This is a genomic window from Bradyrhizobium iriomotense, assembly GCF_018129405.1.
GTDB classification, from domain to species: Bacteria; Pseudomonadota; Alphaproteobacteria; order Rhizobiales; family Xanthobacteraceae; genus Bradyrhizobium; species Bradyrhizobium iriomotense_B.
Map to the genome: position 1 here is coordinate 205,226 of NZ_JAFCLP010000010.1, position 18,735 is coordinate 223,960.

The window sequence follows — 18,735 nt, forward strand, 5'->3', positions numbered from 1 at the left end:
GGCCCGCGTCTCTCGAATTTGGGTGAAGCATGCAGCCTTTCCTGATCCAACTTCTCAACGGCGTGCAGTTGAGCATGTTGGTGTTCCTTCTCGCCGTCGGCCTCACGTTGATCTTCGGGCTGATGAACATTCTCAATCTGGCTCACGGCGCCTTCTTTACGATGGGGGCCTATTTCGGGTTGGTCGTCGCCAACAACACGGGTTCGTTCTGGCTCGCGCTGCTCGTTGGTCCACTGCTCCCGTTCGCGGCCGGCTTCATCCTCCAGTTCTTCGTGCTGCAGCCCCTGGCGCAGCGCGGCCGCTCGACGCATCTCGATCTTGCGTTGCTGACGTTCGGCCTTCTGTTCGCCACCGCGGGCGCAGTCGAGTATATTTTTGGATCGGCGTTTCACAGCATTGTCACGCCTGATGTCCTGATGGGCCGTGTCGCCTTGCTGGGAATTGAATATCCGATTTATCGGCTATTCATCATCGCGATCGGCATCGCCATCGCCGTCGGGCTCATCCTGGTGATCGATCGCACCCTGGTCGGGGCCACGCTGCGGGCCGGGGTCGACAACCGCGAGATGGTCACGGCGCTCGGCATCAACATCACTTTCTTGTTCGCGCTGGTATTCGGGTTCGGTTCCGCGCTAGCCGGATTTGCCGGCGTCGTCTCGGCGCCGGTCATGAGCATCTACTCCAGCATGGGCATCGGCATTGTCGTCACGACCTTTGTGGTCGTGGTGGTGGGCGGCCTCGGCAATCTCAAGGGGTCGTTCTACGCCTCGCTTATCGTCGGCATGACGGATACATTTGCTCAGGCCTATCTTCCGGAAGCCGAGCTGTTTGCAATCTACATCCTTCTGATAGCTGTGATGATCTTTCGCCCGCAGGGACTTTTCGGCGCGGTCGGGAGGGTTGCATGAGCGCAGATGTCATGCTCACGAGCGAGCGGAGAGCCGGCGCAATGAAGCCTCTGCCGCTTCCCGCTTCACGTCGTGCGTACGCCGCTTTGCTCGTCACTATTGGCTTCGGCTTATGCGCGCTGCCATCGTTCGTGTCCGGCTACGTCATGACACTGGCAGTCGAAGTCATGATCGCGGGAATATTTGCATCGGGCATCAATCTTCTGACCGGATACACCGGTCTCGTCTCTCTAGGACAGGCGATGTTTCTCGGGTTCGGGGGATACGGCATCGCGATCGGAACGGCTCTGTTGGGCTGGCCGCTGTGGATCTCTGCCCCGGTCACGTTAGTAGTCGTGGCCGCAATCGCGGCGCCAATCGGCGCGATTTGCACCCGGACGCGTGGCGTTGAATTCCTCCTGATCACACTGGCGTTCTCGCAGATGTTCTATGGCGCCGCGATCAAGTTGCGCTGGACCAACGGGTCGGATGGAATGACGGGAATTCCGCGCCCCGATCTGTCGCTGCTCGGCATGAGCGCGGACAACCCCACCGTCTTCTATTATTACGTACTCGTTGTCGCGGTTCTCTCCCTGCTGATGCTGTGGCGGATCGTAACCTCGCCCTTTGGCAGCGTCCTCGTCGGCATTCGTGAAAACGAGCGTCGCATGATGTCGATGGGATATGCGGTCGCCAACTACAAGGTCGGATCGTTCGCGCTGGCTGCCGTGATCTGTGCGGTCGCAGGTATTCTTCAGTCACAGTACACCTATTTCGTCAATCCCGATGCGATGAGCTGGCAGATGAGCGGTGAGGGAGTGCTGATGGTCATCATCGGCGGCGCCAATGTAATTCTAGGGCCATTTGTGGGAGCCGCGGTCTTCGTCGTGGTCAAGCAGGCGCTGAGCATGATTACGGAAGAATACAATTTGTTCTTCGGTATCTTCTTCATGCTTGTGGTCGCGTTCTTCCGCGGTGGCGTTCTCGGCTCCATCAGCGCGCTGATCGGAAAACGGCAATGAGCGCCCTCGAAATTCGAAACCTGCGCAAGGCCTTCGGCGGGCTGCAGGTCATCAGTGACCTCGATCTGAAGGTGCCGTCTGGTCAACGCCATGCGGTGATCGGCCCCAACGGCGCCGGCAAAACCACGCTGTTCAACATCATCACGGGATGGCAGCCGCCGACCAGCGGCGAAATTCTCATCCAGGGGGTTCCGGCGAAGCAGGGGCGGCCCGATCTCGTCACGCGAGGCGGTCTTTCACGCTCCTTTCAAAAGAACATGCTGCTTGAGAGTGTCACTGTTCTTGAGAACCTGCGTGTTGCATGTCAAGCATTTGATGCCTCGCGGCGTTCCATATTCCAGTCGTGCCGGTCATTTACCGACGTCGTCCGGAAAGCGCGGCTTGCGGCAGAGCAGATGCATCTGGACACCGTGCTGCACCGGAAGGTCAACGAACTCTCCTACGGACAGAAGCGTCAACTCGAGGTCGCGATCGCGCTCTGTGCGGAGCCGAAGATCTTGCTGATGGACGAGCCTGCGGCGGGCACGTCGCCTGACGAGCGTACCAGTCTGATCAAGTTGATCAACGGCTTGTCTCCCGAATTGACCATTCTGCTTGTCGAGCATGACATGGATGTCGTGTTTGCGATCTGCGACATCATCACGGTGCTGAGTTACGGCAGGGTGCTCGCAACGGGGACGAGGGATCAGATCCAGTCGAATCCTCAGGTGATCCAGGCTTATCTGGGGCAGCGCCATGCTTAAAGTCGAGCATCTCCACACCTACTATGGCGAAAGCCATGTCCTGCAAGGCGTTGATCTCTCCGTAACCACCGCGCAGTGCGTGGCGGTGCTCGGCCGCAATGGTGCTGGCAAGACGACGACGCTGCGCTCAATATTGGGGCTGACGCCCGCGCGGCGTGGCCGCGTCGTCTTCAATGAGATTGATATCACACGGCTGCCGACGCATCGGATCGTGAAATCCGGCATTGCCTTCGTGCCGGAGGATCGCGGCATCTTCCCCACCGTAACTGTCGAAGAGCATCTTGCCATTGCCTATGGTGCGTCGAAACGCCGGCCCCGGCGTAAGCCCATCGAGTATGTGTTCGAGATCTTTCCCCGCCTCGCCGAACGGCGCAAAAGTCTCGGCGGACAATTGTCTGGCGGTGAACAGCAGATGCTGGCTATCGGGCGGGCGCTGGTGGCAGGTCCAGACCTCATGATTCTCGATGAACCCAGCGAAGGCCTGGCGCCGGTGATCATAGAGAAGCTCGAAGCCGTGCTCATGGACATCAAGGCGTCCGGGACCCCGCTTCTGCTGGTGGAGCAGAACTATCACCTCGCGACCCAACTGGCTGACTATGTCTACGTGCTGAGCCAGGGGCGGGTTCAATTCGCCGGCGACACGAAATCCCTGATCGCAAACGACGATATCAGACGCATGTATTTGAGCGTGTGACATTGAGCTGAAGACGACGGACCAACGGAGGAAGTGAGGAAATGCCAGGACCTTTGAGTGGAGTGCGCGTCCTGGATCTGACAGCGGTGGTGTCGGGTCCATACGCGACCATGTTTCTGGCGGATCAGGGAGCGGATGTGCTCAAGATCGAGCCGACGAGCGGCGACGGCACGCGCCGGAGCCGGACGCTGATCGACGCGGCCGGCGAGTTCTCGGCGCTGTTCGTTTCGTGCAATCGCGGCAAGCGCTCCCTTTCGATCGATATCAAGAGCGAGACGGGCCGCGAGGTGTTGGCCAAGCTGGCGGCGCAGAGCGACGTGCTGGTGCAGAACTTCCGTCCCGGCACAATGGAGCGCCTCGGACTCGGCCAGGAGGAGCTGCGCAAGAAGTACCCGCGGCTGATTTATGTCTCGATCAGCGGGGTCGGCGACAGCGGGCCGTATGTGAAGAAGCGCGTCTATGATCCGATCGTGCAGGCGCTGTCCGGTTTTGCCGACATTCAGTCGCAGCCGGTGACCAATCGCCCGCAGATGATCCGCACCATCGTTTGCGACAAAACAACGTCGGTGTTCACTGCGCAGGCGGTGTCCTCGGCGCTTTATGCACGGGAGAAGACCGGGCAGGGCGACCACATCCAGGTGGCAATGCTGGATGCCATGATCTCGTATCTGTGGCCGGAAGGCATGATGCAATATACGGTAGTCGGCGCCGAGGCCACGACCACGGATCCCAACGACCGGCCGGACCTCGTATTCAAGACGCTCGACGGCTATATCACCTGCGGCACGATTTCGGACTCCGAATGGCAGGGCTTCTGCAAGGCGTCGGGCGATCCGAAGCTGGCCGAGGACGAGCGGTTTGCGACCCCGGGGGCGCGCTTCGTAAACGCCACCGCGCGCATCAAAAAGATGCAGGAGTACATCGCTGAGCGAACCACCGCTGAGTGGCTGCAGCGGCTGGATGCCGCCGATGTGCCGTGCGCGCCGATCTTGCGTCGCGGAGAGATCGTCCAGAACGAGCAGGTCGTGGCGCGCAGCCTGATCGAAGAGTTCGACCAGCCGACGGTGGGGCGGGTGCGGCAGCCCAAGCCTGCGGCCATCTTCGAGGTCAACAAGGCCGCCATCGGTGGTCCGGCGCCACGGGTAGGTGAACACTCGCGCGTGGTACTGCGCGAGCTCGGCTACAGTGACAGCGCAATCGATGCAATGATCGCGAACAAGTCTGTCCGCGCGGCGTCCAAGTAAAATCTGATGTTGTGGAGATAGCAATGACGAAGTCAAACGGGGTAGCCCTTCTGGTCGGTGCAGGGGACGCCATAGGCGCAGCCGTGGCGCGCCGTTTTGCGCAAGGCGGGTATAAGGTCTGCATCGCACGGCGAGAGGCCGCCAAATCTCAGGCACTGGTTGACGAACTCGGCGCAGCTGGACATGAGGTGCGCGCCTACAGCGTCGATGCGCGCAAGGAAGAGGAAATTCAGAAACTTTTCGCGGATGTCGAGAAAGATGTCGGTCCGATCGAAGTTTGTCTCTTCAACGCTGGATCGAACGTGAACAAGCCATTGCTAGAGACAACAGAGAAGCTGTTTTTCAAGGCCTGGGAACTTGCTTGCTACGCTGGTTTTCTAGTGGGCCGTGAGGCGGCGAAGCACATGTCCACACGTGGACAGGGTACGATGCTTTTCACCGGCGCGACCGCAAGCGTACGAGGCGGAAAGGGCTTTGCAGCATTTTCGGCGGCGAAGTTCGGCTTGCGGGCCGTCGCCCAAGCGATGGCTCGTGAGCTTGGACCGAAGAACATTCATGTCGTCCATCTTTTGATTGACGCGGGCGTTGATAGCGAAGCCATTCATCAGCGCATGAAGGCGGCAACTGGAATCAGCGCCAACGAAATTCCACCTGATAGCCTTACCAAAACGGCGTCCATCGCCGAAGCGTACTGGTTTGCCCACCAACAATCCAGAGACGGCTGGACTCACGAACTCGATCTGCGTCCATCGGTGGAGACATGGTGATGACAGATGGTCTCATCCTGTGGGGTGTCGGCACCTCACGCACCATTCGCGCGCATTGGGCGCTTCATGAACTCGATCTTCCGTACCAGTCGCGGCCGATCCTTCCGCGATCGGGAGAGACCAAGACGGCGGAATATACGGCGCTGAATCCGCGCCAGAAGATTCCGCTTCTGCAGGACGGAGACCTGACCATTGGAGAAAGTGCTGCGATCGTAGCGTATCTCGCCAGGAAGCACCGGACGTCCGATGGCGGACTCGTTCCGAGCTGCCCGAAGCTTTACGCGAAGTGGCTGGAGTGGTGCTTCTTCATCGTAACCGAACTGGATTCAACGAGCCTGTATGTCATGAGACGGCATGGCACCAACAAGGGTCTGGCGCACATCTACGGCGAAGCTCCTCAGGTCGTTACCCAGGCGGCCGAGTATTTTCGCGGGCAACTCCGCCATGTCGATGTTGCGCTGTCCGACGGCCGTCAATACCTCATGGGAAATCAGTTCACCACGGCCGATATTTTGCTAACGACCTGCCTGACATGGGCGATCGAATACGGCGTCGGCATCTGCGACAGTGCCGTTCCGTATCTTGGGCGCGTCACCTCGCGCGAGGGATATCGGACCGGGGAAAGGGCAAATCTCGCGCAGATCTAGGACGAAACAAAGGCGTCATCGCTCAGGGCTTCGAGGCTGTCTAGCTCTTCCGCTTTGGCACCTCGGGACATGATCTCACCGGCCCTTGAAGATCGGCTTTCGCTTTTCGCGGAAGGCGGCAAGCGCCTCCTTGGTGTCCTCGGTCTCCGGCAGCGCCGCGGTTTGGCCCTACTCGCAACGGTAGCCGTCGCGCAGCGGCATTTCTTCCGTAGGGATACACGCCGCGCAGCGTCATTTGGTTTTGGAGGATCGTCGCCATCCTCGCTTCGTCTGCAGCGCCTGTGGCGAGGCCGGGGCTGACGCGCGGCCTGACTTCAACTGGAACGCCAAAGGGCCTACCGGCGGGATGGGCTATCGGTAACCGGGGGCGGTGTGACCGAACGAGCTGGCGGCGACCTTTCGAGGACCCGATCAGAATTGGTGATCGCGCTCTGCTGAGCTACTCGACGCCGGCGAGTACATCGCTGCGCTGCCGAAGAAGCAGCACGATGCGCCGGAGTGGGCGGGCTGCGATGGAAGCTTTGCTCCTGGTGGTCGAGCGAGGCGGCCCACGCTGTTCGCGCGGATCGGCAATATGCGGACACTGAACCGACACTACGTCCCGGAATTTAACCCCAAGGGGAAAGAGCCGCATTGGGGCGATGCGCCTTTGGCGCACGCCGTCCAGGTGGGGTGGGTAGGGCTAGTTTGAGGCCGGCCAGCCATTCCGCAGCAGTAGCCTACAGCCGTGCTCAGTCATCCATTTGGCGCGTCCGAGATGACCCTCGTAAGCCTTCCGGGCCCGGCTCGGTTCGCGCTCGGGGTCGATGTGCACCACGAGTCGTGCCACTTCGCGCCAATCGGCCCCTCCGCGTTCGCGTCTAGCAGGCGCAGATAGGTGATGGCATGTTCATGGTCGTAAGGGGTGAGGGCGGCAGTATCAGTCGGCGCCGCGTCCGCGACATCTGGATTGGCAGGAATAATTCGCATTCATCGAGCCTCAAGCCGCAGACGTATCGGCTTGGATTTAGCGTTGGAAACCTCATTGGCAAGTCTTCGCAATTGGAGAGCATCAATCATCCTCATAGCGGCCATGCCCGCGAACAGCTCTTCTAAAGATCCATCGCACAGCCGGTCGATAATACTCTTTACTGCTCTTGCGGCAATGCACCCCCGCGATTCAGTCGCGTGATAGACAAAGGTCCGTCCACTCACCGTGTGTTTCGTAAGACCCTTCATCTCGAGCCTTCTCAGGACAGTTCGAATCGTGGACTCCTTCAAGCGACGCGGGAATCGTTCGCGCAACGTCTCGGCCGTGGTCGGGCCGTGACTCCACATCAACTGCATCGGATCGCGCTCAAGGTTGCCAAGTGTAGGCACGTCGTCGGCCATGTTTAGTACGCCGATATTATTGATCCAAACTATAAGCTACGCATGAAGGCCACATACGGGTAACTGGCCGTGCAACATCGATGTCGATAGTTTTTCGGAGCTCGAGAATGCAAGGCGTGCGCAAGCCGATCTCGGGTCGGGCGAGAGCGCAGACATTTTTATACGCATAACATAGATTTTGGAGTTTATTCCCAGCCGACCACCTCATGAGGCGCGGCAACGCCAAAAGTTCCTAAGGATCGGCCTGGAACAAAGGGTAGGGAGCCTAGCTGGTCAGGAACTTTAGACGTTTTCGTTTATTTCACCTGTTGCGTTTATTTCGAATATAGCCTATACAAAAGGCCGTACAGGGGAGAAAATACGATGACGATGCCAGCCTACGCTGAAGAGCTGGGAGGTACTCGCCTGCCTTCCGCGAGCGAGAAGGCGGCGGCCAACCAGCTTCGTCAGATACTCGCTTCGCATGCGACGGGAGATGCCAAACTGCGAGTGCTCGACGATGCACAGCAGGCTGCTGAGATAACCTTGTCGCCGGCACTGTCGAGTCTCTTGATGGAATTGCTGCGGCATATCGGTCGCGGCGATGCGGTGACGCTTGTGCCTGTGCATGAGATGTTGACCACGCAGCAAGCTGCCGACATTCTGAATGTCTCGCGTCCGTTTCTGGTCTCGCTGCTCGAGAAGAACGAAATTCAGCACGTGACAGTGGGGCGTCATCGCAGGGTTAGGGCAGAGGACCTATTCGCCTATAAGCGCACGCGTGATGAGAAGCGGGGCAAAGCGCTTGCGAAGCTCGCTGAGCAGGACGCGGAGCACCTGTAAGCTTGTTTGCAAACCGCTTCACCGCATTCGTCGATGCGTGCTCGCTTGCAAGCGCGCTCAAAAGGAACCTGCTTCTCTCCTTGGCGGAGGCGGAATTTTTTCGTCTCCGCTGGTCAAGCCGCGTTATGGATGAGACCGAAACAGCTATCGAGGAGATCCTGAACGCCAAAGGCTTTGCCGATGCCGCGGCGCGTGCAGAGCGGGCGCGCGCCAGCATGGAAGCTGCCTTTGAAGATGCCATGGTTACGGATTTTGACAACTTCTTGCCCGTTGCGGCTGGGTTCCCCGATCCTGGCGATCATCACGTTGTTGCTGCGGCGGCCAAGACGCAAGCCGCAATGATCGTAACGGAAAACCTTAAGGACTTTCCGGCGGCAGTTCTTTCCGATCTGAACATGGAGGCGAAATCGGCCGACGCTTTCATTGCGGATACTATCGCACTCGACGAAGCTCGCGCTGTTGCAGCCATTCGGCGTATGCGCGAACGCTTCAAGAAACCGGAAATGACGCCGGCGGACCTCTTGCTCGTGATGGAAGCTGCGGGGCTGATTGAGACGGTTGACGTGCTAAGGCCACACGTGGAATCCCTCTAGCTCAGTAACTAACCAGGCGGGCTTTTTTTTGGCAACACGATCTTGATGCAAACTCGACTTCGGATATTCCATAATGAAGGTTATGCGAATCAATAACTGAGCGGTCAAAAGCCACGAAGCGTTCAGCGCTAACTGCCCTGGCTTGGAGGAGATCTCCCACGTAGACCATCGTGTATCCCTGACGCTCGGGGGCTCCGATGCCGCCATCATTCGCGGTCTCGAGGTTTGCGCGCTCCGCGTTGCGGAGAATCGTCGAACAATTGCTGCGTCAGTTTAAGGCCGCGGTTCGGGACGTCGAGCAGCAACGTGCCAGTCCGCGACCGCCTCTACCCTCCCCTGGGCATTCCGCGGCGCCTACTAGATGTCGGTGATGACGGCATTCCGGTCATCCGCAGGATTCAGAGCGATGGTCGCGCCGACCGCAGCACCGATGAGCTCACGCACGTTCTCGATTTTCTTCCCATAATCTTTTTGCGCGCTGGGTTGTCTCCGGTCGCGCCTTAGAAGCTTGTCACCAGCACTCAAAGCCCCCGTCCACGAGAAGGTCGACGCCTGTCACGAAAGAAGCGGCCGAGCTCAACAGAAAGATGGCCGGCCCGACCATCTCCTCGACCGTCGCCATGCGGCCCATGGGCGTTTCACGCTCGAATATCTTTCGCTGCTCCGCAACTTCCGGACGTAGATTCATCGGCGTCAGCGTGTAGCCCGGGCTGATCACGTTCACCCGAATGCCACGCTGGACCCATTCCATCGCCAGGCTCTTGGAGAGATGGATCACGCCGGCCTTCGACGTATTGTAGTGAGCCTGCAGCAATCCGCGATTCACGATCGAGCCCGACATGGAGGCGATGTTTACGATGGCGCCGCGTTTGCGCGTCAGCATGACTCTCGCCTCGGCCTGACATGACAGGAAGATGCCGGTCAGATTGACGTCGATCATGTTCTGCCACTGGTCCAGCGGCATTTCCTCGGCCGGCCGCGCGTTTGCGATGCCCGCGCAATTGACTGCCAGGGAGAGCGGACCGAGCTTGCCTTCGACATCGGCGACCGCCTTCCTGAGGTCGTCGGCATTCGTCACGTTACCGCCAAGCTTGATCGACTTCCGACCCAACTCGGCGATCTTTCGAGCCGTATCTTCGAGACCCTTGCTATCCGAAAGATCGAACAGCCCGACGTTGGCTCCCGCTTCGGCCAATCCTACAGCGATGCCTTGACCGATGCCGCTGCCGGCGCCGGTGACCAGGGCGACCTCGTCCTTCAGGCTGAACCTGCTCATCAAATTTCTCCGCTATCATTCAAGTTGTCGCAAGTTCCATGACCGACACGCGACCCGCGGTCTCGCGGTCGAGCACGCCTCGATTCCGGCCCCTGCTAAGCACCATAACTCGGTGCGCCAAACCCAGAACTTCGTCGAGATCGGAGCTCACCACGATCACCGCCATACCCTCGCGAGCGAGGTCGGCGACGATCTGGTAGATCGCTGCGCGCGCGCCAACGTCGATGCCGCGCGTCGGCTCATCGAGGATGACCACCTTCGGGTCGCGCAGGATGCTCTTGGCGATGACGATCTTCTGCTGGTTACCTCCAGACAGTTGTCCGACCCGCTGCCCCGCCGTCCCCTTGATCAGAAAGCGCTTGATCGCCTGCCGGGCGAAGTCCTCCGTCCGCGCTCGAGAGATCCACCCCGACGGAGCAACACGAGCGTAGTTGCCGAGCGCCAGATTGTCGGCGATGGTTTGCGGCAGAATGAGCGCCTGTCCCTTGCGATCTTCCGGCACTAGGACCACGCCTCGCGATAGCGCGTCGCGGGGACCATCGAGACGGACCAGTTGCCCGTTGATCTTGACCGTGCCCGATGAAACCGGATCGGCTCCGGAGATCGCTCGAACCAGCTCCGTGCGGCCGGCACCGATGATGCCGGCCAAGCCGAACACTTCTCCCGGCCGGACCGAGAAACTCACATCTGCGAAGTCCCCCCTCGCGCTCGTCAGGCCATCGACTTCAAGCAGCGGCGCGGTTTCGAGAGGGGGAGGATCGATCGTCGGAAACATGCGGTCGAGCGGCCGACCGACCATCTGTTCGACGAGTGTCTTCGTCGGCACTTGAGCGGTATCGTGCGTGGCAACCATGCGGCCATCGCGGATGACGGCGACGCGATCGGCGATGCGCGGAATTTCGTCGAGCCGATGGCTGATGTAGATGAAGCTCACGCCCTCGCCTTTGAGGCGACGAATCTGCTCGAACAGTCGATCCGTCTCGTCTAGGCCGAGAGCCGCGGTCGGCTCGTCGAAGATCAGCAGCTTCGCGTTCAGCGTCAGTGCTTTCGCGATCTCGACCTGCTGCTGTGCCGCGACTCGAAGGTGACGCACGAGCGTCGTCGGCGGCACATTCAGGCCGAGGCGCTTCAGCTGCTCGGCGGCGCGTGCGTTCATGGCCGCGCGGTCAATCCGCCCGCCGCGCATCGGCAGCCGGCCGACAAAGACGTTCTCGGCGATCGAAAGGTCCGGCAGGAGACGCATCTCCTGGTGAATGAGTCCGATCCCGGCGGACAGCGCGTCAGCAGGCGCGGCCGGGGCATACGGCGCTCCGCGCCAGGTCATAGAACCGGTCGACGGAGCGACGAGTCCGGAGATGATCGAGGCGACGGTCGACTTTCCGGCGCCGTTCTCCCCTAAAAGCGCGAGCACCTCGCCCGGGCGCAGCGTCAGATCGATCCCCGTCAGAACGGTGATCGGCCCATACTGCTTGCCAACCCGATGCAGCGTGAGGCCAACTTCGAGCTGTTCGGCTTGTTTTGCTGCGGTTGTCATCGCCATGCCCTAGCGGTCGGGCGGCACCCATGGGCGCCGCCCGGGTCTTCAGTTTCGATTACGGATGCTTTGCGACGAACTGCGCGACGTTATCCTTCGTCGTCAACGTCGCGTCCTGCAACTGCACGGGCGGCAGCTTCTCGCCCTTCACGATCGCGATGGCCGCGTCCACGCCCAGACGGCCCATCTTCTGAGTCTGTTGGGTCGCGGTGACGTCGAAAGCGCCGTCCTTGAGAGCCTTCAGAGCTTCTGTATCGCCGTCGAAGCCCGCGATCCAAACCTTCTGCCCCGGATGAGCGACCTTCACCGCCTGGGCGGCGCCCAGCGCAAGGGCATCAGCCTGACCGAAGATGATGCTCGCCTTCGGATGCTGCTGCAGCAGGTCCTGCGCCAGCTTGAAGCCCTCGTCCTGGTGCCACTGCTCGCTCCAGAGCTCGCCGACGACCTTCACCTCGGGATACTTCTTGAGCGCCTCGGAACAGCCCTTGGTGCGATCCACCTCTGGTGTAGTTCCCTTTTGACCGTGAATGATCAGCATCTCGCCCTTGCCGCCGGCCGCCTTGGCGATGTGGTCACAGACGGCGCGCGCAGAGCTGACGCTGTCGGTCGCGATGAAGGTATCGCCGGGAGCGCCGTCGGCGTTGCGATCGATGTTGATCACCGGAACGCCCGCGGCCTTCGCGGCCTTCACCGGCACGGAGGCGGCGGTGGCGCCGGCCGGGATGTAGATCAGAGCGTCGATGTTCTGCGCCAGCAGATCCTGGATCTGATTGACCTGGGTCGCTGCGTCGCCCTTGGCGTCGACGGTAATTACCTGGAGGCCCTTTTCCTTACCGTAAGCCTCAACCGATTGCTTGATTTGGTTGAAGAAGTCGGCCTGCAAGTTGGCGACTGCCAAGCCGACCTTCTTGGCGTCCTTTGCTTGTGCGGTAACGGCCGGCAACACCGCAAGTGCCGAAATAGCGCTAACTAGAAATGCTTTGCGTAGATTCATAGTCGTTCCTCCTCTTTCCTCTCTTTTGCGGCGAAAGTTTCGCCGGCGTCTTCGTTGCGGTCCCCTCTTGGAACCTCAGTTCACTCCTCGCGGAGCGATAACAAAGGGGCGCGCAGCATCGACGCGAACCCCGAGTTCGTTCACTCACCGCGATGCCGCAGCGTGTCGGCGGCCACAGCGACTGCGATCACGACGCCGATGACGATCTGCTGCACGAACGGCGACACCTGCAGCAGGTTGAGACCGTTGCGAAGAAAGCCGATGATGAGGACACCAATCACGGTGCGGCCGATGCTGCCCACGCCTCCGGAAAGACTGGCGCCGCCGATGACGACCGCGGCGATCGTGTCCAGCTCGTAGCCGATGCCCGAACTGGGCTGAGCCGAATCCAAGCGCGCCGACAGGATGACTCCGGCGAGCCCCGCCAAGGCCGCGCAGATCGTATAGACCCACAGGGTCGTCCTGCGCACGTTGATGCCGGCAAGACGGGCGACCTCGGCGCTACCGCCGATCGCATAGAGCGAGCGGCCGGCCGGACGGTATTGTAGGATCACCCACGCGATGACGGTGATGACGATCATCGCGCCGACCGTTACCGTCAGAAATCCAAAATTCCGGATGATGGCGAGGTTCGAGAACCAGTCGGGAAAACCGATAATCTGTTGTCCGTTCGTGATGATGCTCGCAATTCCGCGGGCGATCGACATCATCGCGAGCGTTGCGATGAATGCCGGCATCGCCAGGCGGGTGATCATCAGACCGGAGACGAAGCCGCAGGCGGACGAGGCCACCAAGGCGGCAACGATCGCGAGGCCGAAGGGCCAGCCCAGATTGTTGCCGAGATAGCCCATCACCATGCCGGACAGCGCCAGCACCGAACCGACCGAAAGATCGATGCCACCGATCAGGATGACGAAGGTCATCCCGACCGCCATCACGCCCAGAACGGTGATCTGGTCCATCACGTTCAGGATGTTGCGCACCGATAGAAAAGTATCGGTCGCAATGGACAGGAATGCGCAGAGCAAGACGAGGCCGATCAAGGGTCCCGTCGCGCCCCTTATGAAACGCAACACCCCGCCGCCACCGCTGCTTTTCGCCTCCATTGCCGTTCCCTCGATGGCCATTTTTTTAGATCCCTCGCGATGTGCTGACGGGGTCGTTGGCGGTTTCCTTTATCGGCAGTCCCCGCGATCCCGCGACCGCCCTCGACCAGGCCGCGCGCTCCTTCGCGCGCGCCTCCGTTTCCATGCGCGGCATGAAGCGCTCCGATCCGCGGTCGAGCCGACGCAAGCCGTCCCAAGTGAAGAGACCGCTCGAAAGACCGGCGAGATGCGCCGCGCCCATCGCTGAAAGTTCGGCCACTGCCGGGCGCTCGACTGGCACGCCGACCATGTCGGCCTCGAACTGCATGAGCTGCGGATTTCGCGTCGGGCCACCATCGACCAGAAGGCAATCGATCGTCGCGCCCCCTGCACGCACCGCGTCGGTCGTGTCGGCGATCTGGTGCGCAATGGAATCGAGCGCCGCGCGCGCCAGCGGGGCACGGCTCGGTCCGAAGCTAAGACCGGAGATCGTGGCAATTGCGTTCGCGTCCCACCACGGCGCACCAAGTCCGCCGAAGGCCGGCACGATGTGCACTCCGCTTGGAGCGCCGACCGTTGCGGCAAGCTCGGCCAGTTCTTTCGTGGAGATGCCGAGCAGCTGCGCCGTCCATACCAGCGTCGAGCCGGCGCTGCGGATATTGCCCTCGAACGCAAGGACCGGAGAGTCGAGCTCCCACGCCAGCGTAAGACACACGCCGGGTGCGCCTGCATTCCCATCTCTGACAGTCCCGCGATCCACCAGTCCCATGACCGAAGCGCCCGTGCCATGAGTCGCCTTCACGGGCCCTGGAGCGAAAGCGCCATGCGCGAACAGTGCCGCGTGAGAATCGGCAAGGACAGCACCGACCGGCGTGCCGTCCCGCAGCGGGGCAAGACCCTTGACGGACGGAAATGGGCCCTTCGATGCGGTTACCCGCGGAAGTGCAGCGAGGGGTACGTCGAAGATGGACAGCAATTCCTCGTCCCATCGCGCCGTCGCGACGTCGAAGAGTTGCGTTCGAGACGCGTTGCCGGCTTCGACGACAGCCTCGCTTCCAAACCGCGACAGAAGGAAGGCGTCGATCGTTCCGATGCAGACGTCGCCCGCTTTTGCGCGCGCCTGACCGGCGGTGAGGTTGTCCAGCAGCCAGCGAGCCTTTGCCGCCGAGAACATCGGATCGAGGGGAAGCCCGCTCTTGCAACGAACCGTCGCCGCGGCGCCATTCGTCCGCAATCGGGCGCAAATCGCTTCGGTGCGCTGATCTTGCCAGGACAACACGGGCGTAAGTGCTTCGCCGCTGCGCCGGTCCCAGATGATGCACGACTCGCGCTGGGTGCTGAACCCGACCGAAGTGATGCGATCCTGTGGGATCGTGTTAAGAGCGTCTGCGACGGCGCCGCGAACGCTGTCCCAGATCTCGTTCCCGTCCTGCTGAACCCAACCGGGCTGCGGCGTCGTGACGGAAAGCGGGGCCTGGGCGTGACCGACCACGGCGCCTCGATCGTCGACAACGAGGCACTTTGTCGAACTCGTACCTTGATCGATGGCCAGAACCAGCCCGCCGGACATTCCTATCTGCCCTTGAGTTCGCGCGCCGCCGCGACGATGCCTTCGCTATTCAGTCCAAAGTGATCGAACAAAAACTCGGCCGAACCCGTGGGCGCGAAGCCCTTGACCCCGAGCATCCGCATGGGGACGGGAGCATTGCGCACCACCACTTCGGCGACGGCGGCGCCCAGGCCACCCTCGATCATCGCTTCCTCGACGGTGACGATCGCACCGGTCTCGCGCGCCGCGGCTATGATCGCGGCGTCGTCGAGCGGCTTGACCGACGAGATATTGATCACGCGGGCCTGAAGACCCTGATCGGCGAGAGCCGCACCTGCGGCTAGGGCGCGGGACACCATCACACCGGTCGCGACGATGGTCAGATCCTTGCCGTCGCGGAGCCTGTCGGCCTTTCCGAATGCAAAGGCGTTCGTCTCATCGGGCGATACGGATGGAACCTTCGTCCGGCCGACCCGCAGATAGGCGGGCGTCTCGGCGGCGACAGCCCAGCGGACGGCGGCGCGGGTTTGCGCTGGGTCCGCCGGCACCACGACAGCGAGACCATCGATCGCACGCAGCCAGCTCAGATCCTCGATGGAATGATGGGTCGGACCGAGTTCGCCGTAGGCCATTCCCGGACTCATGCCGCAAAGCACGACCGGATACCCGTTATAGGCGACGTCGACCTTGATCTGCTCGAGGGCGCGGCCGGTCAGAAACGGACCCGCGCCGCACACGAAAGGAATGAAACCGCCGTTCGCCAGGCCCGCACCCACGCCCACCATGTTCTGCTCGGCAATGCCGACGTTGATGAGGCGATCGGGGAAGAGCTTCTGAAACTCACCGAGATTGCTTGAGCCGACGCTGTCGTTGCAGACGGCGACGATGCGCTCGTCTTCCTTGGCGAGCGCGATCAGCGTGTCGGCGAAGGCCTGACGGCAATCGAAGAGCGACGGATTTGCGGCGCTTGGGGCGGCCATTATGCGAGTTCCTTCAGGGCGAGTTCGATCTGTTCGACGGTCGGCACCTTGTGATGCCACTCGACCCGGTCTTCGATGAACGAAATTCCTTTGCCCTTCACGGTCTTGGCGATCACACACTTCGGCTTGCCATTTCGCGGCGACGTGAACGCGTCGTAGAGCGCGGCAAGGTCGTGCCCGTCGATCTCGACCGTTTCCCAACCAAAGGAGGTCCAGCGCGATGCGAGCGGCTCAAGTTGGTTCGTATCCTCGGTGCGCGCGCCCTGCTGAAGCCGGTTCCGGTCGACGATAGCGACGAGGTTGTCGAGGCGGCGATGGCCGGCGCACATGGCCGCTTCCCAGTTCGACCCTTCCTGCAATTCGCCGTCACCGAGAACGACGAAGGTGCGCCATTGCGAACTCTTCAGCTTGGACGCGACGGCACTTCCGACCGCGATCGGAAGACCGTGACCGAGCGGACCGGTGTTGGCTTCGACGCCAGGTACCTTGCGACGGTTGGGATGGCCGTTGAGCGCCGACAGAGGCTGCATGAAGGTTGATAGAGCCTCGACCGGCAGAAAACCGCGCAGCGCTAACGTCGAATAGAGGGCCGCGGCACAATGGCCTTTGCTGAGGATGAAGCGATCTCGCTCCGGCGTGGTCGGATTGCTGGGATCGATCCGAAGCACCGCGAAGAACAGGGTCGCGAGAATATCCGTCGTCGACAGATCCCCGCCGATGTGACCCATGCGCGCGCGACCGATCATCTCGATGACGCTGCGGCGGATGCGGGTCGCCTCCTTGCGCAAGAGATCGACCCGGGCGGTGGAGTCGAGCGTCGCGGAGATAGGCGGAGCCAACTTGGTGTTCAGCTCGGCGTCGGTCGTTGGGACAGTCACAGCTACTCCCTGAATATTTATTCTTAGCTGCATTTCTTTTCACAAAGAACGCCAGAGCTGCTTGCTTGTCAAGCAGCATGCCTGACGTTCCGGACAGCTATTTTGGCGCAGCGCGCCCTCAAGGCGTCCCGGAAGGTACAAAGCCACCGCGACGAACCGCCGCTCGTCAGCGCCGGCGCCGCAGCGCCTAGTGCGTGTCGTGCAAACGAAATGTGGCGCGACGTTTATGTCGATCGATCGGAACGGTTTGCCGGCCGGATAAGGGCCCGTGCTTCGTTCGCGCGTTGCCTGAACGTCATCGCTGCTCCGTGCAGCCTTGATGACTTGAGAGACGACGTTTTCCTCCCTTTCTTGAATTTGCTTTTTGACCTCGCTTCGTCGCGCGGCCGGTCGTCGATCGGGACACCTTGAGTGTACGAGGCGCACTTGCGTCTCGGCGACCGAAGTCCCTGCTGATTGGAGTTTACGGCGGGGCGAACGCACATGCTTGAATGCCTGCTTTATCATCTGTATAATTATTCATTCATGTATCTCTTTTCAGTCTTCTGTCGCGCTGCGATGATTGTCGAGCCGATGAGCTCGCAAGCGTGCGAAGGGCCCGTCAGTCATTTCGCGGAGATTGAACAAATATTCAGCTCACTCTAGGTCTCGACCGAGCGGCTGAACGAAAGCGAAGCGACCGATGAGCAGAACAGACGAACTGAGAATGATGCTTCGTGTTTCGCAGCTCTATCACGAGGATCGGTTGAAGCAGGCCGAGATCTCGCAGCGGCTTCATGTCTCGCAAGCCACGATATCACGACTGCTGAAGCGCGCCGAAGATGAGGGCGTCGTACGCGTCACCATCGTTGCCCCACGAGGGACATACCCGCAGTTCGAAGGCGCCTTGCGGCAGCAATATGACGTCACCGAAGCCATCGTGGCGGAATGCTTCGAGGATCGGGAAGAGCCCATCCTCTCCGCGATCGGCGCGGCGGCCGCGCACTACCTCGAGACGACCCTCAGCGAGGGCGATGTGATCGGAATTTCTTCGTGGAGCGCCTCGCTCCTGCGAATGGTCGACGCGATCCATCCGATCAAAAGGCCCCGCGCCGAGCGCGTCGTACAGATCCTCGGCGGCATCGGCAATCCGTCGGTTCAAACCCACGCCACTCAATTGACCGGACGGCTCGCAGCGCTGACGGGAGCTGAGGCGCAACTGCTGCCGGCGCAAGGCGTCGTCAATTCATCGGCAGCAAGGCTTGTGATGCTCGGCGACACCTATGTGCGTGCTGCCATGGATCAATTTCGCCGCATGACCGTAGCGCTCGTGGGCATCGGCGCGCTTCAACCCTCCGTCATGTTGGCCAATTCCGGCAATTCGTTCACGGACGCCGAATTGCAGGAACTCGCACGAAGCGGCGCCATCGGTGACATATGCGTGCGGTTTTTCGATCGCGACGGAAAGCCCGTTCACGGGCCGCTGGATGATCGAGTGATTGGGGTCACCCTGGAAGAGCTTAAGCAGACCCCGCGCGTCATCGGCGTGGCTGGCGGCGAACGCAAAGTCGAAGCGATCCGCGCCTGCCTGAAGGGCGGCCTCATCAACGTGCTTATAACCGACAAGTTCACCGCCGAAAGGCTTCTGAAGCCCGCCTAGGAAGGGACGA

Annotated in this window: 19 protein-coding genes and 1 pseudogene; 10 read left to right on the top strand and 10 right to left on the bottom strand. The window is 61.0% G+C overall.

Features of this window, described 5'->3' with window-relative positions; translation table 11 throughout:
• Positions 1-29: 29 nt before the first annotated feature.
• Genes JQ592_RS21775 through JQ592_RS21805 form a run of 7 tightly spaced genes read left to right on the top strand, consistent with a single transcriptional unit; the run spans position 30 to position 6,004 of the window.
• Positions 30-908, top strand: a complete 879-nt coding sequence (locus tag JQ592_RS21775; RefSeq protein WP_211404821.1) for a branched-chain amino acid ABC transporter permease — start codon at positions 30-32, stop codon at positions 906-908.
• Positions 905-1,909: a branched-chain amino acid ABC transporter permease gene (locus JQ592_RS21780; protein WP_211404822.1), complete on the top strand. Its 1,005-nt coding sequence runs from the start codon at positions 905-907 to the stop codon at positions 1,907-1,909. Before JQ592_RS21775 ends, JQ592_RS21780 begins: the two co-directional genes overlap by 4 nt.
• Positions 1,906-2,652: an ABC transporter ATP-binding protein gene (locus JQ592_RS21785; RefSeq protein ID WP_211404823.1), complete on the top strand. Its 747-nt coding sequence runs from the start codon at positions 1,906-1,908 to the stop codon at positions 2,650-2,652. Before JQ592_RS21780 ends, JQ592_RS21785 begins: the two co-directional genes overlap by 4 nt.
• Positions 2,645-3,346: an ABC transporter ATP-binding protein gene (locus tag JQ592_RS21790; RefSeq protein ID WP_211404824.1), complete on the top strand. Its 702-nt coding sequence runs from the start codon at positions 2,645-2,647 to the stop codon at positions 3,344-3,346. Before JQ592_RS21785 ends, JQ592_RS21790 begins: the two co-directional genes overlap by 8 nt.
• Before the next feature lie 41 nt (positions 3,347-3,387).
• Positions 3,388-4,590, top strand: a complete 1,203-nt coding sequence (locus tag JQ592_RS21795) for a CaiB/BaiF CoA transferase family protein (RefSeq protein WP_211404825.1) — start codon at positions 3,388-3,390, stop codon at positions 4,588-4,590.
• 23 nt (positions 4,591-4,613) lie between these two features.
• On the top strand, positions 4,614-5,357 hold the full coding sequence (locus tag JQ592_RS21800; RefSeq protein ID WP_211404826.1) for an SDR family NAD(P)-dependent oxidoreductase: 744 nt from the start codon (positions 4,614-4,616) through the stop codon (positions 5,355-5,357).
• The gene (locus tag JQ592_RS21805) at positions 5,357-6,004 is read left to right on the top strand and encodes a glutathione S-transferase family protein (protein WP_211404827.1); all 648 of its coding nucleotides are present in this window, start codon (positions 5,357-5,359) and stop codon (positions 6,002-6,004) included. The genes JQ592_RS21800 and JQ592_RS21805 overlap by 1 nt, the downstream gene beginning before the upstream one ends.
• A gap of 682 nt (positions 6,005-6,686) precedes the next feature.
• Here JQ592_RS21805 and JQ592_RS38325 read toward each other — a convergent pair.
• Together JQ592_RS38325 and JQ592_RS21810 are read right to left on the bottom strand one after the other, a co-directional pair.
• Positions 6,687-6,973: pseudogene (locus JQ592_RS38325) on the bottom strand (DNA -binding domain-containing protein).
• Positions 6,974-7,375 carry a BlaI/MecI/CopY family transcriptional regulator gene (locus JQ592_RS21810; RefSeq protein ID WP_211404828.1) on the bottom strand — a complete coding sequence of 134 codons (402 nt, stop codon included), beginning with the start codon at positions 7,373-7,375 and terminating at the stop codon, positions 6,974-6,976.
• A gap of 363 nt (positions 7,376-7,738) precedes the next feature.
• Between JQ592_RS21810 and JQ592_RS21815 the strand changes: the two genes are divergently transcribed.
• A complete protein-coding gene (locus JQ592_RS21815; protein ID WP_211404829.1) occupies positions 7,739-8,197 on the top strand; it encodes a helix-turn-helix domain-containing protein in 459 nt (152 codons plus the stop codon).
• Positions 8,198-8,199: 2 nt separating this feature from the next.
• Positions 8,200-8,790 carry a PIN domain-containing protein gene (locus JQ592_RS21820; RefSeq protein ID WP_211404830.1) on the top strand — a complete coding sequence of 197 codons (591 nt, stop codon included), beginning with the start codon at positions 8,200-8,202 and terminating at the stop codon, positions 8,788-8,790.
• 357 nt (positions 8,791-9,147) lie between these two features.
• Here the strand turns inward: JQ592_RS21820 and JQ592_RS21825 are convergent, their stop codons facing one another.
• The 8 genes from JQ592_RS21825 to JQ592_RS21860 form a co-directional block, all read right to left on the bottom strand.
• Positions 9,148-9,315, bottom strand: a complete 168-nt coding sequence (locus JQ592_RS21825) for a hypothetical protein (protein WP_211404831.1) — start codon at positions 9,313-9,315, stop codon at positions 9,148-9,150.
• Positions 9,302-10,066, bottom strand: a complete 765-nt coding sequence (locus JQ592_RS21830) for an SDR family oxidoreductase (protein ID WP_211404832.1) — start codon at positions 10,064-10,066, stop codon at positions 9,302-9,304. The genes JQ592_RS21825 and JQ592_RS21830 overlap by 14 nt, the downstream gene beginning before the upstream one ends.
• 19 nt (positions 10,067-10,085) lie before the next feature.
• On the bottom strand, positions 10,086-11,600 hold the full coding sequence (locus JQ592_RS21835) for a sugar ABC transporter ATP-binding protein (protein ID WP_211404875.1): 1,515 nt from the start codon (positions 11,598-11,600) through the stop codon (positions 10,086-10,088).
• Positions 11,601-11,658: 58 nt separating this feature from the next.
• Positions 11,659-12,594, bottom strand: a complete 936-nt coding sequence (locus tag JQ592_RS21840; RefSeq protein ID WP_211404833.1) for a sugar ABC transporter substrate-binding protein — start codon at positions 12,592-12,594, stop codon at positions 11,659-11,661.
• A 140-nt stretch (positions 12,595-12,734) separates the two neighbouring features.
• Complete coding sequence (locus tag JQ592_RS21845) at positions 12,735-13,700, bottom strand: ABC transporter permease (RefSeq protein ID WP_211404876.1); 966 nt, start codon at positions 13,698-13,700, stop codon at positions 12,735-12,737.
• Positions 13,701-13,725: 25 nt separating this feature from the next.
• Positions 13,726-15,249 carry an FGGY-family carbohydrate kinase gene (locus JQ592_RS21850; RefSeq protein WP_211404834.1) on the bottom strand — a complete coding sequence of 508 codons (1,524 nt, stop codon included), beginning with the start codon at positions 15,247-15,249 and terminating at the stop codon, positions 13,726-13,728.
• Positions 15,250-15,251: 2 nt separating this feature from the next.
• Positions 15,252-16,208, bottom strand: a complete 957-nt coding sequence (locus JQ592_RS21855; protein WP_211404835.1) for a transketolase family protein — start codon at positions 16,206-16,208, stop codon at positions 15,252-15,254.
• Positions 16,208-16,996, bottom strand: a complete 789-nt coding sequence (locus tag JQ592_RS21860; RefSeq protein ID WP_246820585.1) for a transketolase — start codon at positions 16,994-16,996, stop codon at positions 16,208-16,210. Before JQ592_RS21860 ends, JQ592_RS21855 begins: the two co-directional genes overlap by 1 nt.
• Before the next feature lie 772 nt (positions 16,997-17,768).
• Between JQ592_RS21860 and JQ592_RS21865 the strand changes: the two genes are divergently transcribed.
• Complete coding sequence (locus tag JQ592_RS21865) at positions 17,769-18,725, top strand: sugar-binding transcriptional regulator (protein WP_211404837.1); 957 nt, start codon at positions 17,769-17,771, stop codon at positions 18,723-18,725.
• The last annotated feature ends 10 nt before the right edge of the window (positions 18,726-18,735 follow it).

Bases quoted from the DNA above. Each gene is read 5' to 3' on its own strand.
- JQ592_RS21850 (WP_211404834.1), bottom strand. From the start codon at position 15,249: ATGTCCGGCGGGCTGGTTCTGGCCATCGATCAAGGTACGAGTTCGACA.
- JQ592_RS21785 (WP_211404823.1), top strand. From the start codon at position 1,906: ATGAGCGCCCTCGAAATTCGAAACCTGCGCAAGGCCTTCGGCGGGCTG.
- JQ592_RS21865 (WP_211404837.1), top strand. From the start codon at position 17,769: ATGAGCAGAACAGACGAACTGAGAATGATGCTTCGTGTTTCGCAGCTC.
- JQ592_RS21775 (WP_211404821.1), top strand. From the start codon at position 30: ATGCAGCCTTTCCTGATCCAACTTCTCAACGGCGTGCAGTTGAGCATG.
- JQ592_RS21795 (WP_211404825.1), top strand. From the start codon at position 3,388: ATGCCAGGACCTTTGAGTGGAGTGCGCGTCCTGGATCTGACAGCGGTG.
- JQ592_RS21800 (WP_211404826.1), top strand. From the start codon at position 4,614: ATGACGAAGTCAAACGGGGTAGCCCTTCTGGTCGGTGCAGGGGACGCC.
- JQ592_RS21805 (WP_211404827.1), top strand. From the start codon at position 5,357: ATGACAGATGGTCTCATCCTGTGGGGTGTCGGCACCTCACGCACCATT.
- JQ592_RS21815 (WP_211404829.1), top strand. From the start codon at position 7,739: ATGACGATGCCAGCCTACGCTGAAGAGCTGGGAGGTACTCGCCTGCCT.
- JQ592_RS21790 (WP_211404824.1), top strand. From the start codon at position 2,645: ATGCTTAAAGTCGAGCATCTCCACACCTACTATGGCGAAAGCCATGTC.
- JQ592_RS21835 (WP_211404875.1), bottom strand. From the start codon at position 11,600: ATGACAACCGCAGCAAAACAAGCCGAACAGCTCGAAGTTGGCCTCACG.
- JQ592_RS21810 (WP_211404828.1), bottom strand. From the start codon at position 7,375: ATGGCCGACGACGTGCCTACACTTGGCAACCTTGAGCGCGATCCGATG.
- JQ592_RS21840 (WP_211404833.1), bottom strand. From the start codon at position 12,594: ATGAATCTACGCAAAGCATTTCTAGTTAGCGCTATTTCGGCACTTGCG.
- JQ592_RS21780 (WP_211404822.1), top strand. From the start codon at position 905: ATGAGCGCAGATGTCATGCTCACGAGCGAGCGGAGAGCCGGCGCAATG.
- JQ592_RS21855 (WP_211404835.1), bottom strand. From the start codon at position 16,208: ATGGCCGCCCCAAGCGCCGCAAATCCGTCGCTCTTCGATTGCCGTCAG.
- JQ592_RS21830 (WP_211404832.1), bottom strand. From the start codon at position 10,066: ATGAGCAGGTTCAGCCTGAAGGACGAGGTCGCCCTGGTCACCGGCGCC.
- JQ592_RS21845 (WP_211404876.1), bottom strand. From the start codon at position 13,700: ATGGAGGCGAAAAGCAGCGGTGGCGGCGGGGTGTTGCGTTTCATAAGG.